This window comes from Variovorax sp. Soil_C_33, assembly GCF_057656935.1.
In genome coordinates this window covers 222,199-238,405 of the sequence record NZ_JBDGJK010000008.1, presented here as the reverse complement: position 1 = coordinate 238,405, position 16,207 = coordinate 222,199, and the positions used below count along the sequence as shown (strand labels likewise).

Annotated in this window: 13 protein-coding genes; 5 read left to right on the top strand and 8 right to left on the bottom strand. The window is 65.0% G+C overall.

Annotated features, from left to right (window positions below; all coding sequences use genetic code 11):
• Positions 1-56 precede the first annotated feature (56 nt).
• The 5 genes from AC3A6B_RS14975 to AC3A6B_RS14955 all read right to left on the bottom strand — a co-directional run bounded on the left by AC3A6B_RS14975 (position 57) and on the right by AC3A6B_RS14955 (position 7,574).
• Complete coding sequence (locus AC3A6B_RS14975; RefSeq protein WP_487837477.1) at positions 57-920, bottom strand: MlaA family lipoprotein; 864 nt, start codon at positions 918-920, stop codon at positions 57-59.
• A gap of 156 nt (positions 921-1,076) precedes the next feature.
• A complete protein-coding gene (locus tag AC3A6B_RS14970) occupies positions 1,077-4,193 on the bottom strand; it encodes an efflux RND transporter permease subunit (RefSeq protein ID WP_487837476.1) in 3,117 nt (1,038 codons plus the stop codon).
• Positions 4,190-5,374, bottom strand: a complete 1,185-nt coding sequence (locus tag AC3A6B_RS14965) for an efflux RND transporter periplasmic adaptor subunit (protein WP_487837475.1) — start codon at positions 5,372-5,374, stop codon at positions 4,190-4,192. The genes AC3A6B_RS14970 and AC3A6B_RS14965 overlap by 4 nt, the downstream gene beginning before the upstream one ends.
• A 2-nt stretch (positions 5,375-5,376) precedes the next feature.
• Positions 5,377-6,039, bottom strand: coding sequence for a phosphatase PAP2 family protein (locus AC3A6B_RS14960; protein WP_487837474.1), 663 nt, complete (start codon positions 6,037-6,039; stop codon positions 5,377-5,379).
• 2 nt (positions 6,040-6,041) lie between these two features.
• Positions 6,042-7,574 (bottom strand): efflux transporter outer membrane subunit, encoded by a 1,533-nt coding sequence (locus tag AC3A6B_RS14955; protein WP_487837473.1) that lies wholly within the window; start codon positions 7,572-7,574, stop codon positions 6,042-6,044.
• A 195-nt stretch (positions 7,575-7,769) separates the two neighbouring features.
• Between AC3A6B_RS14955 and AC3A6B_RS14950 the strand changes: the two genes are divergently transcribed.
• The 4 genes from AC3A6B_RS14950 to AC3A6B_RS14935 all read left to right on the top strand — a co-directional run bounded on the left by AC3A6B_RS14950 (position 7,770) and on the right by AC3A6B_RS14935 (position 11,377).
• Entirely contained in the window at positions 7,770-8,600 is an 831-nt protein-coding gene (locus AC3A6B_RS14950; RefSeq protein WP_487837472.1) for a MipA/OmpV family protein, read from the top strand.
• Entirely contained in the window at positions 8,600-9,286 is a 687-nt protein-coding gene (locus AC3A6B_RS14945) for a response regulator transcription factor (RefSeq protein ID WP_487837471.1), read from the top strand. The genes AC3A6B_RS14950 and AC3A6B_RS14945 overlap by 1 nt, the downstream gene beginning before the upstream one ends.
• A complete protein-coding gene (locus AC3A6B_RS14940) occupies positions 9,255-10,697 on the top strand; it encodes a sensor histidine kinase (protein WP_487837470.1) in 1,443 nt (480 codons plus the stop codon). Before AC3A6B_RS14945 ends, AC3A6B_RS14940 begins: the two co-directional genes overlap by 32 nt.
• 83 nt (positions 10,698-10,780) lie before the next feature.
• A complete protein-coding gene (locus AC3A6B_RS14935; protein WP_487837469.1) occupies positions 10,781-11,377 on the top strand; it encodes a hypothetical protein in 597 nt (198 codons plus the stop codon).
• A gap of 50 nt (positions 11,378-11,427) precedes the next feature.
• Here AC3A6B_RS14935 and AC3A6B_RS14930 read toward each other — a convergent pair whose 3' ends face one another.
• The 3 genes from AC3A6B_RS14930 to AC3A6B_RS14920 form a co-directional block, all read right to left on the bottom strand.
• The gene (locus tag AC3A6B_RS14930) at positions 11,428-12,228 is read right to left on the bottom strand and encodes a hypothetical protein (RefSeq protein WP_487837468.1); all 801 of its coding nucleotides are present in this window, start codon (positions 12,226-12,228) and stop codon (positions 11,428-11,430) included.
• A 129-nt stretch (positions 12,229-12,357) separates the two neighbouring features.
• Positions 12,358-13,488, bottom strand: coding sequence for a sensor histidine kinase (locus AC3A6B_RS14925; protein ID WP_487837519.1), 1,131 nt, complete (start codon positions 13,486-13,488; stop codon positions 12,358-12,360).
• Positions 13,489-13,626: 138 nt separating this feature from the next.
• Positions 13,627-14,007: a response regulator gene (locus AC3A6B_RS14920; protein ID WP_487837467.1), complete on the bottom strand. Its 381-nt coding sequence runs from the start codon at positions 14,005-14,007 to the stop codon at positions 13,627-13,629.
• 275 nt (positions 14,008-14,282) lie between these two features.
• Between AC3A6B_RS14920 and AC3A6B_RS14915 the strand changes: the two genes are divergently transcribed.
• Positions 14,283-16,193, top strand: a complete 1,911-nt coding sequence (locus AC3A6B_RS14915) for a galactose oxidase early set domain-containing protein (RefSeq protein WP_487837466.1) — start codon at positions 14,283-14,285, stop codon at positions 16,191-16,193.
• Positions 16,194-16,207 lie beyond the last annotated feature (14 nt).

Here is a 16,207-nt window from a genome sequence, read left to right as displayed (position 1 = left end):
CGAATACTGCGTGAAAGCAATGCGAGGTTGCGCATAAGAAGCTGATCCGGTCCTACTCAATCGCGATCGCTTCTCAGATCCTGCTGAATCTGGTTATTGCGGCGCTGAGCCCATGCATCGCGCACGAAGATGTAGTCATCGAACGCTTCGCGGCGAAACTTGTCTATGGGCAGCATCCGCGTTCGCACATTGACGATCTCCATCAATTGCAATCCGCTGGCTGCACCGCTGTCCTGGACCTGGCCGATGGGCGACAGCGGCCGGTCGCCAATGATGCCGAGCGCATCGCGCACCGTCCGCGGGCCAAGCAGCGGAAGCACCAAGTAGCGTGAGTCGCGCCAGCCCCAGGTCGCAAGTGTCTGGCCGAAGTCTTCGTCATCTCGCTTGGGCATGCCGAAGTGGGACGCGGGGTCGAACACGCCGGCGATGCCAACCGTCGTGTTGAGGGTGAACCGCCCTAGCGATCTACCCGCGTCTCCAGGACGCCCTTGCAAGGCTTGGTTCACAGCCGTTGCGGGCATGCGCAAGTTGGCAAAGAAGCGGGATACGCCCGCTTGGATGGGCTCAGGCGTGATCTTGTCGTACCCGACCGCCAAGGGACGCAGGACGAGCTTGTCGGCAACGTTGTTGAAGCCGTGCATCCTTCTGTTGAAGCCCTCCAAGTGATCGTGAACGAGTACCTGTGCATAGATCGCTTCAGCATCCAGCTGGGCTTGGCTGGGGACTCCGGTTGCGTCAAGATTGCCTGCTTCGGCAAGCGCTGGCATTGGCGTGGCGTTGGGCTGGCTATCGGCCCCCTTCGTAGCCGCCGGCTGTACCTTATCAGCGGAGGGCGCAGCCTGATACTCGACGGTGTTGCTGGCGCACGAGGTGGTGGTCAGCACGATCGCCGTAAGCAAGAGGGTTCGTAAGGCTCTCATTCAAATGCTCCGTCCAGGTGTTGCCGAGATCTCGCGAGATTGCGAGCAAGGCGACTTCCATGCTCCACTTCGACCTCTTACTGATCACTTACCGAATGCCATGCAGGGCCAAGCAAGGAGAGCAGGAAGAGCGGAAAAAGGGCGACGCAGGGCATGTCAGAGCTCCCATGGCAGGCTCGGGGGCGATTGACGAGCCGCCGCTGGACGGCGCGCAATGCGCCGTCTGAGCCACTGGACACCATCGTCCACATAGCTGTACACGACCGGAACGACGAGCAGGCTCAGCACCGTCGAGGTGATGAGGCCGCCGATCACGACGATGGCCATCGGCGCGCGGAAGGCAGGATCGCCGGACCAGCCCAGGGCGATCGGCGTCATGCCGGCGCCCATGGCGATCGTGGTCATGAGAATTGGCCGGGCTCGCTTGCGGCAACCATCGAGGATGGCCGCTGCGCGGTCCAGCCCATGGTCCCGGCGCGCGATGACGATGTAGTCGACCAGCAGGATCGAGTTCTTCGTCGCGATCCCCATCAGCATGATCAAGCCGATCATGGACGGCATCGACAGGGCCGACCCCGTCAGGAACAGGGCCAGGATGGCCCCCGGCACCGACAGCACCAGTGCGCTCAGGATCGTGCCGGGCTGTGCGAAATCTTTGAGCAGCAGCACCAGGACCATGTAGACGCATAGCACGCCGGTCAGCATGGCCACACCGAAGCCGGCGGCCAGTTCGCCAAACTCCTCGGCGTCACCCAGCGCACCGCGTTCAATGCCGTGGGGCAACCGCTGCAGGCTGGGCAGTGCCGAAATCGCCCGCTCCACGTCGCCCAAGGGCAGGCCGTTGAGTTGCACCTCGATGTTGATGTTGCGCTTGCGGTCATGCCGGGTGATCTCCGACGGACCGCTGCCCACATCAAGCGTGGCGACGTTCTCCAGCGCCACGGGCCCACGCGCACCGGGAACGGGCAAGCGCTTGAGCGTGTCGATGTCTTGGCGCGCCGCATCGTTCAACCGCACCATGACAGGCACCTGCCGTTCGCTCAGGTTCAGCTTGGCGAGTTCCTGCGAGTAGTCGCCGACCGTTGCGACGCGAAGCGTCTCGGCAATCGTCGAGGAGGTGACGCCCAGGTCTGCGGCACGTGCGAAGTCCGGCCGAACCGTCAGTTCGGGCCGCACCAGGCTGGCGGTGGACGTCATTGCGCCGATGCCGGCGATGGCGCGCAGTTCGCGCTCGACCTGCAGCGCGGTGCGCTCGAGCACCCGGCTGTCCTCGCCCGCCAGAACCAGGACATAGCTGCTGGAGCCGCCCATCCCGACCGCAACGCGAACTCCTGGCAACCCGGCCAGCGACTCGCGCAGTTGCCCCTCGATGTCCTGCCGCGTCAGCCCACGGCGCTCCTCGCGCGGCGTCAGCTTCAGCGTGAGCACTGCCGTGCGCACGTTCGATGCCGACGCGGCCGCCGCATCGCCCGGGCCACCGTCACCGCTGCTGCCGCCGCCAACGGCCGTATAGACCAGCTGCACGTGCGGGTTCTGCATGAGCTTCAGGCGCGCCCGCTCGGCCACGGCGACCGTGTCGGCCAGTTCGCTACCGGGCGGCAAGGTGAGCGTCACCTCGGTCTGAGGGTCGTCGTCCAACGGCATGAAGGTCGTGGGCAGCAGCGATGCAAGGCCCAGTCCGCCGACGAACAAGGCCGTGGCCGCAACGACGGTCGCCGCACGGCGTTGCAGGCACCAGCGCGCCATGTCCAGGTAGCTCGTCATCCAGGTCGGCTCCGGCGCAACCCGCTGTGTCGGCGCCTTCAGCAGGTAGGCCGCCATCATGGGCGTCAGCAGGCGAGCAACGACGAGCGAGAAGAACGCCGAGATCGCCGCCGTCCAGCCGAACTGCACGAAGAACTTGCCGGGCACTCCGCTCATGAACGCGGTGGGCAAGAACACGGCAATCAGCGTGAACGTGGTGGCGATGACGGCCAGGCCGATCTCGGCGGCGGCGTCCATCGACGCCTGGAAAGGCGTCTTGTCCATCAGCAAATGGCGCTCGATGTTCTCGACTTCGACGATGGCGTCGTCAACCAGCACTCCGACTACCAGCGACAGGGACAGCAGCGTGACGATATTGAGCGTGAACCCCATCCAGTGCATGAGTGCGAAGCTGGGGATCACCGACAGCGGGAGTGCCACCGCCGCGACGAAGGTCGCGCGCCAGTCGCGCAGGAAAAGGAACACCACCAGCACGGCTAGCGCTGCTCCTTCGTAGAAGAGACCCATGGACACTTCGTAGTTCTCGGCGACCTGGTCGATGAAGTTGAAGGCCTCGGTGATCGTGATCTCCGGATGCTTGGCCCGCATCTGGGCCAGTGCGTGGCGCACGCCGTCCGCGACGTCGAGCTCGCCGGCGCCCTTCGCGCGCACGATCTCGAAGCCGACCACCGGCGCACCGTCGAGGAAGGCGGCCGAGCGCGGCTCGGCGACCGAGTCCTTCACTGTCGCGACCTGATCGAGTCGAATCCTGCGCCCGTCACCAAGCGCAAGCTCGATCGCCGCCATGTCATTGGCGGATTGCACCGTGGCCAGCGTGCGCACGGACTGCTCGGTGCCACCCAAGCTGACGCGGCCCCCGGAGGCGTCCTGCTGCACATGCTGCAATTGCCGCGATATGTCGGCCGCCGTCGTGTGCAGCGCGAGCAGGCGGTCGGGGTCGAGATCCACACGCACTTCGCGACTGACGCCGCCCACGCGGGTGACGGCGCCGACGCCCGGCACAGCCAGCAGCGTTCGTGCGACCTCGTTGTCGACGAACCACGACAGCGCCTCGTCGTCCATGCGAGTGGAGGCGACGGTGTAGGTCAGGATCGGCGAATCAGCGATCTCTGCCTTCTTGATCACCGGATCGCGCAGATTGGCTGGCAGCTCGGAGCGCACGCGCGAGACGGCCGCGCGCACGCCGTCCACGGCCTCCTGGGTGGGCTTGCCGAGCCGGAACTCGACCGTGATGTTCGCCTCTCCATCGCTGAGACTGCTCTTGATGTGCTTGACGCCTTGCAGTGTCGCGAGGGAGTTCTCGATCTTGCGTGCAACCTCGGCTTCCATCTGGGAGGGGGCGGCTCCAGGAAGCGAGGCCGTCACCGTGACCGTGGGCAGGTCGATGTCGGGGAAACTCTGGACCTTCATGGCCGGGAAGGCCATCAGCCCCGCGAGCGTCAGCAGCACGAACAACAGAATGACCGGGATCGGGTTGCGGATGGCCCACGAAGAGACGTTCAGGTTCATCGCGCGCCCCCGCTGCTAGTCAGCGTCAGGCGCTGTGGTGTCGATGGCGATCCCGCAGGCGGCGCGACTTCTGGCCCACTGGTCACGCGCACGAGGTCGCCATCGCTCAGGAAGGCCGCGCCCGAGACGACCACGCGATCTTTCACATCGAGGCCACCGACGATCTCGATGCGATTGCCCGATCGGCGACCTGGCGTCACCTTGGTCTGGATCACCCGGGAATCCGGCCCGACGCGCATCACGTAGCTGAAGCCCTCGCGCAACTGCACCGCGGTTTGCGGCAGCGTCTTCACCTCGTTCGAGCCGATCTCGAACTCGCCGCGCGCGAACATTCCGGCGCGCGCGGTGTCGCTCGACGGGAGGTCCACGTAAGCCAGGCCGTTGCGAGTCTGGATGTCGATCGCGGGCGCGAGCATCCGCAACCGGCCCTCGATGACATCCGCTCCGGTCGCCGTGATCCTGACCTTCTGTCCGGGTTTGAGCTTGAGCAAGTCCGCGGCGGCCACCTCGGCGCGCCATTCGAGCCTGCCGCCCCGGATCAGACGGAACAACTCCTGGCCAGCCGGCACCACGGCCCCGACGGTTGCCGCACGCGCGGAGACGACACCGTCATCCGGAGCGGCAATCCGGGTCTGGGCGAGACGCAGTTGCTGCATTCTCTCGACAGCCCGGGCAGCATCCAGTTTTGCCCGCGCCCTGCGCTCCGCGTTGATGTACTGCTGAATCTGCTGCGCTGACAAAGCGCCGCTTTCCTTCAGTGCGCGGGCGCGCTCGGCATTGGCGGCGGCTTCGGCGAGCGCCACATCGGCCTCGGCGACGGCCGCGCGGCTTTGCGCCAGTTCGGCTTCCACCGTATCGGCGGCGAAAGTCGCCAGCGGCTGTCCGCGGCGCACCATGTCCCCCACATTGACCTTGACTTCAATCAGGCGCAGGCCGTTGGCCTCGGTGCCGATACTGGCTTCCTGCCACGCCATGATGTTGCCGTTGGCGGAGACCCGGATGGGGAATGTCGCGGGCTGCAGGCTGGCAACGGCCACGGTCAAGGAAGACTGTCCCGCGGCACGCACTGCGGCTTCTTGCGCAGATGCGTCGGGTACCTCCCATGCAAGCGAGAATGTGATGGCGGCGACGCTGAGTGCGATGCCGGCCCCGGCGAGCTCGAGCGTGTTGGATGTTTTCATTTTCAGTTCCGGAATTCGGTGCCTTGAACGCGTGGCGCCCACAAACGCACACACCACGCGGCAATGAATGCAGATGCCAGCACGTCGCTCGGGAAATGTTCGAGCGTCAGAACGCGGCAGAGACTTGCGATGGTCGCCAGCACCAGCAGCGGCGCGCGCCACGCTGGCAGGAGGTGCGCCAGCACGCAGGCCACGGCGAATGCCGTGAGAGCGTGACTGGAGGGAAATGAATTGAAAGGTGATCCGATGAACGGCGTGGAAACGCCATAGTGGCCATGTTCCAGGAGCATGCTCGGGCGGGCCCGCGCCACGACGTGCTTGAGAGCCAGGGTGATGAGGCCGCCCGTCAGCAGGGTGAGCAACATCAGGAGACTTCCTCGCCTCGCACGCTCGCACAGGGGTCTCCAGCGCTGTGTCACCGGCAACGCGATCGCAACGCGGCTTGCTCCATAAGTGCTCAACGCAATGATGGCAAAGACGCTGGCGTCGGCGACCCCGCTCACGTCGTCGAAGAATTCATCGAGCGCTGGCGTCAGGTGGCCATCGATGGCCTCGACGATCGCGGCATCCAGCCAGATCGCCAGAACCGCCAGAATGGCCAGCGTGGTCGAGACGCCAAGTAGGTTGTCGATAGTGGCGAGAGCATGCTTGCGTGATGTGGTCATGCTCAATGCCTTGGGTTGTTCGACGCCGCGAGGGCGTCGGCGCTGGCAGTGGCCTTGTGGCTGGCACGCCGTTCCTGCGGCGTCGGCGACCATCCGCCGCCCATCGACCGATAGAGAGCAATCCAGGCAAGCAAGCGCTCGCGGCGCAGTTCGATCAACGTGCTTTGCGCGGCCACCAGGCTGCGGCGCGCGTCTTCCAGGTCGAACAGGCTGGCTGCGCCAGCGCCGTAGCTCGATGCGCTGGCCCGATACGAGCGTTCAAACCCGTCGCTGGCGACCTTGGCGCTTTCGCCGCGCTGTGCCGTGCTCTCCAGCGTGACGAGTGCGCCTTCCACCTCCTGGATCGCCGTGCGCAGACGTGCCGCATAGACCGTGGCGGCAGCTTCGTAGCGGGTTCTTGCGGCCTCTGCATTGGCCCGCCGCGTGCCCCCGTCGAACAGCGGAAAGGTGATGGCGATAGGGCCGACGCTCCAGATCGTTCCGTCGGTGCTGACGCCGAGACTGGATACGCGCGTGGCGCCAATACTGCCCGCCAGCGTGATGCGAGGCCAGCGCTGGGCATTGGCTTGCGTCGAGTCAGCGCTGGCGGCAACGACGTTCCTTGCAGCCGCATGGATGTCAGGGCGCTGCGCGAGCAGTTCTGCCGGCACGGTCTGCACGCTGAACTCGACCGGTCGAGGCAGTTGCGCAACCTTCTCGGCGAGTTGGCCCCGCAGGGCCGGCTCGTCCAGGGCGGTCAAGGCCACGAGCGCCTTGACCAGCAGATCGCACTGCGCCTTGCGTTCCTCCACGGCCACTTCGCCTTGGGCCGCACTGGCGCGTGCCAGATCCGCTGTCGCAGGCGCCCGAATGCCGCCGGCCGCCGCCAACTCGGTGAGGCGGGACGTCTGTGCACGGGAGGCTGCATCGATTCGGGCTTGCTCAGCGTGCGCCTCGCAGGCCCGCAGTTCGACATAGTTCCTCGCCACGTCGGCCGCGACCGAGACCCGCGCGTCGTGCCAGCCCGCCTGGCTTGATGCAAGCCGCGCTTCGGCCGAAGCGCGGCCGGCGCGATTGGCTCCAAAGAGATCCAGCTCCCAGGCGGCCTGCAGGCCCAACGACGAGACGTTGCCAACAGGGGCAGCCAGTTCCGAGCGCCCCCTCGTGGCGCTTGCGGCGATGTCCAGCGAAGGCAGCAGCGCCGCGCCGCTGGTCACGTGCGACGCCCTGGCATTAGCGATGTTCGCGGCGGCTTGTGCAAGTGTCGGACTGGCGCGCTGAGCCGCCTCGATCAGGCGAAGCATGAGCGGGTCGTCGAACTGCGACCACCACTGCCTCAGATCACCGATCCGTCCGCCGTGTGGTAGCGGAGCATGCCATTGCGCGGGGAGCTGCGCGGCGCTTCCCGGCGCCAGGGCCGGTGCGGTCGACGCGCAACCGGCGAGCACGAGCAGCAAGCCAATGGCAGCGCACGCCTCAAGGCGGCGGGCGACTTGGCGTGGCTCGTGCAACGGAGCCGATAAGCGGGCGTGTTGAAACCTGGATTGGACGTTCATTGATTGGGCTTGTTGAGGCTCGCGAGCCTTCGCCTTGATCTGCAATGGAACGTGACTGTCTGGCCGTGCGACTTTCGCAACACTTACCGGGAACGCGGTCAACCGCCGCGAGCGCTGGCCCCAGATCGGGTAAGTGTTCGGTAAGACGAGGAGCTGGAGCATGGGGACTTTCAACACCCGATGAGGAACCAACTCATGCCGCCTTCCCTAGTTCTCGCCCCTCGCTTCCAGCCAAGCGCAGTCAACCTGGCCCGTGTCTCCGCTCTCGCAGCCGTATTGACCTGCGCCGCTCCGGCGTTCGCCCAGCAGCCTCCTGGCAAGGACGAGCCCGAAGGGTCCTCCTGGGGCCTGGGGCTGGGCGTCGTCAGCGGGCAGAAGGCCTATAAGGGAACGGATCGCGAGACCAGAGCCTTGCCCATGCTCTCCTACGAAAACCGGTACGTGAAGCTGTCGGGCCCGAACCTGGAGTTGAAGCTGCCCGGACTCGAGTTGAGTGACTCGCAGCGCCTCAACTTCGGCGTCGTGACCAAGCTGTTCGGCGGCGGTGGCTACGAGGCCAGCGACTCGCCAGCCCTGGCCGGCATGGCTGAGCGCAAATCCAGCGTCTGGGCTGGCGCCAAGGTGGAGTGGGAAAATGACGTGGCCGACGTCAAGCTGGAGTTGCTGGGCGACGCCTCGGGCAAGAGCAAAGGCCAACGCGTTGTTCTGGGCTTGGAGCGCAAGTGGATGCTGAGCCCCAAGCTGATGCTGGTGCCTCAAGTGGGCGTCGAATGGGTAGACAAGAAGTACGTGGACTATTACTACGGGGTGCGCGCCAGCGAGGCAACGGCGGGGCGTGCGGCCTACGTCGGCAAGGCCACGGTCAACCCGGAGATCAGCCTGACCGGCATTTACCGTTTTGACAAGCAACAGTCGCTAATGCTCAATGTCGGCGTGAAATCCCTGGGCAAAGAGATCAAGAACAGCCCCATCGTTGGGCGCTCGACCGAGAACCGCGTGATGCTGGGCTACATGTACCGCTTCTGATGAGCCGAATACTCCTGATCGAAGACCATGAGCGAATGGCACAGCTGATACGCAAGGCCCTGTTGGCCGCGGGAATTGGCGTCGACGTGAGCGACCGCATCAACGCCGCATGGTCTGCAGTCCAGCAGATGCCTTACCAGGCCTTGGTCCTTGATCGGGGATTGCCGGACGGGGATGGACTCGTCTTGCTGCAGAAGCTGCGCGGCGCCGGTTTCCGCGTGCCTTGCCTCGTGTTGACGGCACGCGATGCGCTGCATGACCGCGTAGAAGGCCTCGAAGCAGGCGCCGACGACTACCTTCCCAAGCCGTTCGCCATGGACGAGATGGTGGCACGAGTGCGGGCGTTGCTGCGCCGCCCCGTGGAACTCCGCCCGCTCGATCCCTGTCACGGTGATTTGACGCTGCATTCAGCCGCCAGCGTTCTGTGCTGCGGGGACGAAAGGGTCGGCCTCGCCCCGGCGGAAGTGCACATCATGCTGTTGCTCTTGCGCAAGCATGAGGAGGTCGTGCGTCGCAATGCACTGGAGGCAGCGGCATGGGGGCTGAGCGAGGCGGTCACACCGAACGCGCTGGATGTGGCCCTTCATCGTCTTCGCCGGAAGCTGCTTGCCATCGGTTCACGGCAGCGGATCGTCAACGTCAGAAGTCTTGGCTATGCGCTCCGTGAAGACGATTCGGCTCAGTAGCCTTGGCCTGAAGGTCCTGGCGGCCTATGTCGTCGGCGCCCTCTTGAGCATCGCGCTGGCTGTCGTGGCCGCGGTCTGGATGGTCCAGCACGACGTGCTGGCTGACTTGGAGTTGCGGGAGCGCGTTGGGACGCTCGCGAAAAAGATCAAGTTCGACGCCAACGGCAAGCCTGTCGAACTTGATGCCAGCGAGGCCGATCTGGACTGGCTGTACGACAGCCTCCCCCAAGAGACCGCCTATCGCGTGCTGGATGCAGCGGGGAACGTGGCGCTCGTTTCGAAGGCTGGGGAGGCATTTTGGCCACGTAGCGGCAGCGGGCCTCGCCTGGAGCGAGACGGCTTTGTCTTCGAGCGTGACGGAGTGACCCTGCACGGTGCCACCGAGCCTTTCGAGCATCAGGGTCGGCAGTGGTACCTGCAGTTCGCCACCAGCGAACGCCTCATGAAGCTCATCCAGCACAAGTTTGCGCTGCCCTACATGGGAACCGGCATCGGCATCTTCAGTGCAGTGCTGATCGTCGCCTTCGGCCTATGCGCATACGTGACGCTGCGGTACGCGCTCAAGCCGCTGCGCGACATCTCCGAAGCCGCGGCGGCCATCTCGCATAGATCGCTTCATGCGCGGCTGCAAACCGAGGCGATGCCTGCGGAGATCAGCCCGCTAGTCGCCAGCTTCAACCAGGTGCTGGAACGGCTCGAGCGCGGCTATCGGCTGCAGCAGGAGTTCCTCGCCAACGCGGCGCACGAGCTGAAGACGCCGCTGGCCTTGATTCGTGCGCAGATCGAGTTGCCGGTCGACGACACAAGTACCCGCGACTCGCTTCTGAGCGACGTGGACTACATGACGCGCCAAGTACAGCAGTTGCTTCTTCTGGCTGAAGCCAGTGAAGCGAACAACTACAGCTTCGCCCTCGTGACGATGCCGAATTTGGTCCAGGAGGTCGTCGCCTACCTGCAACGAATGGCAGACACGGCCGGTGTGCGCCTCACGGTATCGGATACAACGGGTGAGGTCAGGTGGCAGGCAGATCGCGGGGCACTGTTCACGCTGCTGAAGAATCTGCTGGAGAACGCTATTCAGCATGCACCTGCGAAGACCGTTGTCAGCGTGGAGATCCAAAGCGATACAGTGATCGTGCGGGATCGCGGGCCTGGCGTCGATGCCGTGCAACTACCCCTGTTGTTCGAGCGATTCTGGCGCGCGGCACATCGGCGTGACCACGGCGCAGGACTGGGGCTGGCCATTTGCCAGGAGATTGCTCTGGCGCACGGATGGAGTCTGACGGCCGAACGGGCTGAACCGGGACTGCAGTTTCGGCTGTGGAATGAGGCGGGGAGCCAGACCAGTCCACGGAGTCGCCGTGGGTTTGGTTGCTCCGAACTCGGCGCGGACTCAACTTCGGGTGTCTGATGTTTCCGGCCGACGGATGATGAAGGCACACAACTTGGCGCGCGCTGCACGGGATGCCAGTGTGGCGCGCCTTTGCCTAGTACATGCTGGTCGATGGCGACTTCACCTGGTGGCGCGGCGCAACGTTTCTCACGGAAGTTGACGCTTCGGCAAGCCGCGCCGCCGCGCCACATGGGACCGATCTACCCGAATCCAGAGATGTCGGCCTTGGACAGATCGAGGACCTTCAATCCCGAGACGGGCGCGGCGCTCATGAAGTTTCTTCATTCAACTCGGCTTCAGGCCGGCGGATCAGGCGGCCCCGTCTCTCCTTCTTCGCGATCACGAAGGTATTGAGCTCTGCGCCCGACTTCGCCAGCGGATCGATCCCCCGATCGAGCAGCTTCTCCTGGACGTCCGGACGCGCAAGGGTCCGGGTGAGTCTGATTTTTCGCGATAAGCAAGAGAACTCGGCGAGTCGCCTTCGCCGGTCGTCGCCGTGCCGCAGTTCCGCTTCGCAGCGTCAGCGGCCTTGCGGTCGACCACGTCGAACTTCCGCAACCAGTCTTCCCATCGAAGACGGCACCATCGGCGCCGACAGCCTCGAAAGCCTCGGCTTCCTGATGGCCGAACTGGGCGATCTGGCCGCAGCCTGCATGACCCTCGCCGCACACTGCCGGCGTGCCGCGGGAATCTGCTGAACCGGTTGTCGACATGTTTTCGCTCATCGGCGGCATGCCTCCTGCGGCGACTACGCTTTGAAAGCGAACGCGGTCAGGTCCCCCGCAGCTTCGCCGGGTGCGAGGTGAATCAGGGTGAGGGAGGTCCAGCGTATTTCCTGCTCCAGCCCTGTCCGAATCAGCTGCAGCCCCGTCAGCCCCTTCAAGAGACTCTGGAACTCGTCCCCCAGCGTGTTGCCAAAGGCCGTGCCCTGCTGGGCGTACTCCATGCCGTCTCGAAGAGCCGCTTCCGAGGCCGAGCGCCGACGGCCGCCGTGGGTAGCACGGTATAGCTCGACCAGCAGGCGCGCGTGTTCATCCGTCAACTGCACTTTCTCCGGGCCGAGGACGGTGCCCAGTGCTGCAGTGAGTGCCGCGAGGGTCGCACCAGCCCGCCTCGAAGCGGCGCCAAGGGCGTCGAGCAGCGTTCCCACCAGCATCCAGCTGGGCAATCGCAAACGCCGCGGCTGACGGTCGCCCACGACATCCCACATGGCCACTTGGACCGCGGCCGCCAGGTTTCCCGTCAAGTAGCCGGCTATCCCGAGTACGGAGGGCCAGGGGTGAATCTCGTTGCAGAAGTCGGTGATTTCACTCAATCGCTCGCGGCCGGTCGCGAGCGCCTCGAGCACTGCGCGAAAGACAAGTTGGTCGTTCTCCGTGGGCTCGGGCTGCCACGCGCAGGTCAGCATGCTCTCGACCCGGGGTGCGAGGTCATCCAGGACGCCGCGGCGCAGGACCCAAAGCATTCGCTTTCCGCTGGATGTGATGAGGGTCTGCGGCTGAAGCGCGTTCCAGAGGTCGATCTGGCTTCGCGGAGGCAGCTTGGCCATGACAGCATCGAAGGCGGCCTGGCACGAAGCCACCAGCCCGATGTACTCGGGGAGATTCAGACGGCGCTCGCCTCGAGAGAACGCGTCCTCCCCCCTAGCCCGGGGCATGGTGGCGTTGCGACGCGGAGTTCATCCCGGTTGCAGCGGGCAGCGCGGGAGGCGAATGCTGAAAACGCATCCGGTGCCCGGCACGTCTCGAACAGTCAACGTGCCGGAGTCGGCTTCTACGCTCTGCCGGGCGATGCAAAGACCGAGACCCAGGCCTGACTTGTCATTGCTGCTTTGATTGAAGGGGATGAACATCTTGGCGACACTTTCGGCCGACAGTCCCCCGCAGTGGTCCTCGACTTCGATGAGGACGTGCTCTCCCACTCCGCGGGCCGTCAGCATGACCTTTGTGTGAGAGCGAGTGAACTTGAACGCGTTCTGCAGGAGATTGGTCAACGCGGCGAGCAAGAGTTCGCGGTTCGCGCGAACGCCCAGAAGAGGGTCTACCGGTGCGACCTCGAGGGCGCAGCCTGCGGCGCTTGCATTGAGTTGGGCCGCGTTTTCGGCGTCCGTGATCAACGAGGATACTGAGAATGCATGGCGTTGCTCCGGTGCGCTGCTGCGTACCTCGGCGAGCGACCGATTGATGAGATTTCCAAGCGATGAAAGGCTGCGCTTCAGGACGGCTCCAGTGGCGCCGCCCACTGTCATGTTGCCCAACTCAAGGGCTCGGACCGCGAGAATTGCCGTACCCAGGGAGTTGCGCAACTCATGAACCAGGAAGCCGAGACGCTCGTGCGCATCGACGTCTTGCTGCCGGGCAATCTGTGTGTCGCGTTGAAGACTGAACTCTGTGACAGCGTCGGCGATGGCATTGTCCAGGCATCGATTCAGGGTGCGGAACTCCCCGATGGCGAATGGCGCGTCTCTCTCGAATGCCAAATCAGTGATTGCCTGGCAGACGTCGCCGTAGTCGTGAACGACCTGATCGACTGAATAGCCAAGCTTCAGCAGTTCTCTTCCATGCGCAGCGGCGCTCAGGCCCAGTTCGGACAAGGCCAGCGAATCCCCGCCCGAGGCCCCCGAGATTCTGATGCCTTCCTCAGCTTCGTCGGCCTTTTCCGCTGCAAGTGTTCTTATCAGTTGGTCAAGAAACAATGGAACGCCATTGGCAAGCTGTTGTTCAGTTGCGGCTCGTCTGGGTCTCTGCGCAACCTTGGTCTTGCAGCGTGAGATCAGCTCATCTCGGTTGTTGATCAAGAATCTGTGCATCATGGAACGCCTCGCGAGCTTCTAACGCACTTCACCTCGACGAACGCCGAACTCTCGTTCTTCTCTTCTACGACTTCAAGCGCCACGAGTCCGTGCGGTAGCGCACAGAGAAGTTCCGGCTCGCGCAGTCCAGGCGCGTCACATGGGGGTATCTCTTGGCGCATTGCAGAAGTCAAAAAACCCGTCCAGCTCGGTCGATTTGTCGAAGACGGCATCGGCACCCAGAGCCATGCATCGCGCACGCATGTCGACCGTGCAGTAGTTCGTGAGGATGACCACGCGTTGGTGCGGCTGTCGGTGGTCGCACCCTTTCAGAACACCGAGCCCTGACCCATCCTTGAGAAAGAGGTCGACCACCGCCAGGTCCCAGGAGCCGTCATGGCCATCGAGCCATTCGCTCGCGTCATGCTCGCCTTCGGCAAACCCGACGACCCTGCAGTTGGAAAGATCGTGCAGCGCAGGAATCAAGTTTTCCCTGATGGTCGCATTGTCCTCAACGAGATAAGTGATGGCTGCCACAGACGCACGCCTTGGAGAGAAGGGAGCCTATGGCGCCTGATTCACGCAGGGATGTGCGTGGGCATGCTGCCCGACTCCTTGTGGGACCGACACCTGCGGACAGGCGCAAGTGGCTTAAGCCTTGAACGTCGTGCCGCCCGCGTTGTCGAGCTCGAAGACCGCGTTGCTCGTCTCCTCACCGGCCTACAACTTAAAGAGTAGTACTTTTTTATTGTTTCTTGCGTATGCAAGGACTAAGCTGGCGCCCGTCGGATGAAGACAAAAAAGGAGGAACGATGACCACCGTTCCATCGGCGCGAGCCTTGCGCGGCCTTGCCAGCGCGTCCCTGATGTTCCTGGCCTGGTGCGGCGGTGTCGACGGAGGCGGCGGCAGAGCGCAGGGCGCCGACGCGGCGCTCAGCACGTCCGCATCTTCCAACAGGCCGGCACCACCGGACGGAGTGGCGGCGGTCCTGACCAGTCCGACGCCCGGCATCAAGTTCGCCAGCCGCAGCGCGACCTTCGTCTGGACCAATACCGGCGCCAACCAGTACGGCTTCACGATCCAGTCGACCTCCGGGGCGACGCCGGTGGTCGACACCGTGACCAGCGCGACCACGCTGACGGTGACGAACCTGCCCATCGACGGCGCGGGGCTCGTAGTCCGGCTGCGCTCCCGATTCAAGGGAAAGTGGCTGCCACCCAACGAGTACGGCTTCACGGCAGCCGGATACACCGCGGCGCAATCCACCGCGGCCGTCAAACCGTGGTCCGATCCGATAGCGCTGCCGCTCGTGCCTGCCTCGGCCGCCAACCTGCCGGACGGCAAGCTGCTGTTGTGGGCGGCGCGCTCGCCCACCAGCTTCAGCTCGAGCAGCAGCGAGGCCTACACCTACACCTCGGTGTTCGACCCCGTCACGCGAACGTCGAGCCCGATGACGGTCACGGCCACCGGCCACCAGATGTTCTGCCCGGGCCTCAGCATGCTGGCCGACGGCAGCGTGCTGGTCACCGGCGGCAGCGATGCGACGAAGACCTCGATATACGACCCGGCATTGGGAGGCTGGGCGACGGGTGCGCAACTCGGGATCGCGCGTGCCTACCAGTCCAGCACGACGATGTCCGACGGCTCGGTCTTCACGGTCGGCGGCTCATGGAACGGCGGGCTCGGCGGCAAGTACGGCGAGGTGTGGTCGGCCAGCACCAGGACCTGGCGCACGCTGGCCGGCGTACCGGCCAACATGCCGGACGCGAGCAATGTCTCCAACCCGCCGCTGGCCGGCCCGGACGCGGCCGGGGTCTACCGCGGCGACAACCACATGTGGCTGTTCGGCGCCGCCGGCGGCTGGGTGTTCCACGCCGGTCCGGCCGCAGCGATGCACTGGATCGACACGCGCGGCAGCGGTGCCATCCTGCAGGCCGGCCCGCGCAGCGACGACCCCTACGCCATGACCGCCGGCGCCGTGATGTACGACGTCGGCAAGATCCTCAAGTTCGGCGGCGCGCCGAACCACGACAGCGGCAACGCCTTCAATACCGCCTACATCATCGACATCAATGCGGGCCCGCCGAACCCAGCTACCGTGCGCAAGGTCTCGCCCATGGCCTACGGCCGCACCTTCGTCAACAGCGTGGTGCTGCCCAACGGCGAGGTGTTCGTGATGGGCGGCCAGACGCAGCCCGTGACCTTCTCCGACTCCTACAGCGTGCTGGCCGCCGAGCTGTGGAGTCCGGTGTTCGAGCGCTTCATCACCCTGCCGCCGATGCAGAAACCGCGCAACTACCACAGCGTGGCCTTGTTGCTGCTGGACGGACGCGTGCTGGCGGGCGGCGGCGGGCTGTGCGGCTGCCCTGCCGACCACCCGGACGCGGAGATCTATACGCCGCCCTACCTGCTGGCGCCGGACGGAACGCCCGCGCCGCGACCGGCCATCACGGCAGCGCCGGCCACCGCCACATGGGGCAGCCAGATCGCCGTGGCCACCGACCGCGCGGCGGCCAGCTTTGCACTGGTGCGCATGGCGTCGGCCACTCACTCGGTCAACACCGACCAGCGTCGCATCCCGCTCTCCTTCACCGGCACGGCAGGCAACTACCAGCTGGGCATTCCGGCCGATCGCGGCGTGGTGCTGCCGGGCAACTACATGCTGTTCGCGCTGGACGGCAGCGGCGTGCCCAGCGTGGCGCGCACGATCAATATCCGGTAGTGACCGGCGCGCTT

What these genes read in the sequence shown, in the direction of transcription:
- AC3A6B_RS14955 (WP_487837473.1), bottom strand. Translation starts at nt 7,574, where the DNA reads ATGAACGTCCAATCCAGGTTTCAACACGCCCGCTTATCGGCTCCGTTG.
- AC3A6B_RS14975 (WP_487837477.1), bottom strand. Translation starts at nt 920, where the DNA reads ATGAGAGCCTTACGAACCCTCTTGCTTACGGCGATCGTGCTGACCACC.
- AC3A6B_RS14945 (WP_487837471.1), top strand. Translation starts at nt 8,600, where the DNA reads ATGAGCCGAATACTCCTGATCGAAGACCATGAGCGAATGGCACAGCTG.
- AC3A6B_RS14915 (WP_487837466.1), top strand. Translation starts at nt 14,283, where the DNA reads ATGACCACCGTTCCATCGGCGCGAGCCTTGCGCGGCCTTGCCAGCGCG.
- AC3A6B_RS14970 (WP_487837476.1), bottom strand. Translation starts at nt 4,193, where the DNA reads ATGAACCTGAACGTCTCTTCGTGGGCCATCCGCAACCCGATCCCGGTC.
- AC3A6B_RS14925 (WP_487837519.1), bottom strand. Translation starts at nt 13,488, where the DNA reads ATGCACAGATTCTTGATCAACAACCGAGATGAGCTGATCTCACGCTGC.
- AC3A6B_RS14950 (WP_487837472.1), top strand. Translation starts at nt 7,770, where the DNA reads ATGCCGCCTTCCCTAGTTCTCGCCCCTCGCTTCCAGCCAAGCGCAGTC.
- AC3A6B_RS14960 (WP_487837474.1), bottom strand. Translation starts at nt 6,039, where the DNA reads ATGACCACATCACGCAAGCATGCTCTCGCCACTATCGACAACCTACTT.
- AC3A6B_RS14935 (WP_487837469.1), top strand. Translation starts at nt 10,781, where the DNA reads ATGCTGGTCGATGGCGACTTCACCTGGTGGCGCGGCGCAACGTTTCTC.
- AC3A6B_RS14930 (WP_487837468.1), bottom strand. Translation starts at nt 12,228, where the DNA reads ATGGCCAAGCTGCCTCCGCGAAGCCAGATCGACCTCTGGAACGCGCTT.
- AC3A6B_RS14965 (WP_487837475.1), bottom strand. Translation starts at nt 5,374, where the DNA reads ATGAAAACATCCAACACGCTCGAGCTCGCCGGGGCCGGCATCGCACTC.
- AC3A6B_RS14940 (WP_487837470.1), top strand. Translation starts at nt 9,255, where the DNA reads ATGCGCTCCGTGAAGACGATTCGGCTCAGTAGCCTTGGCCTGAAGGTC.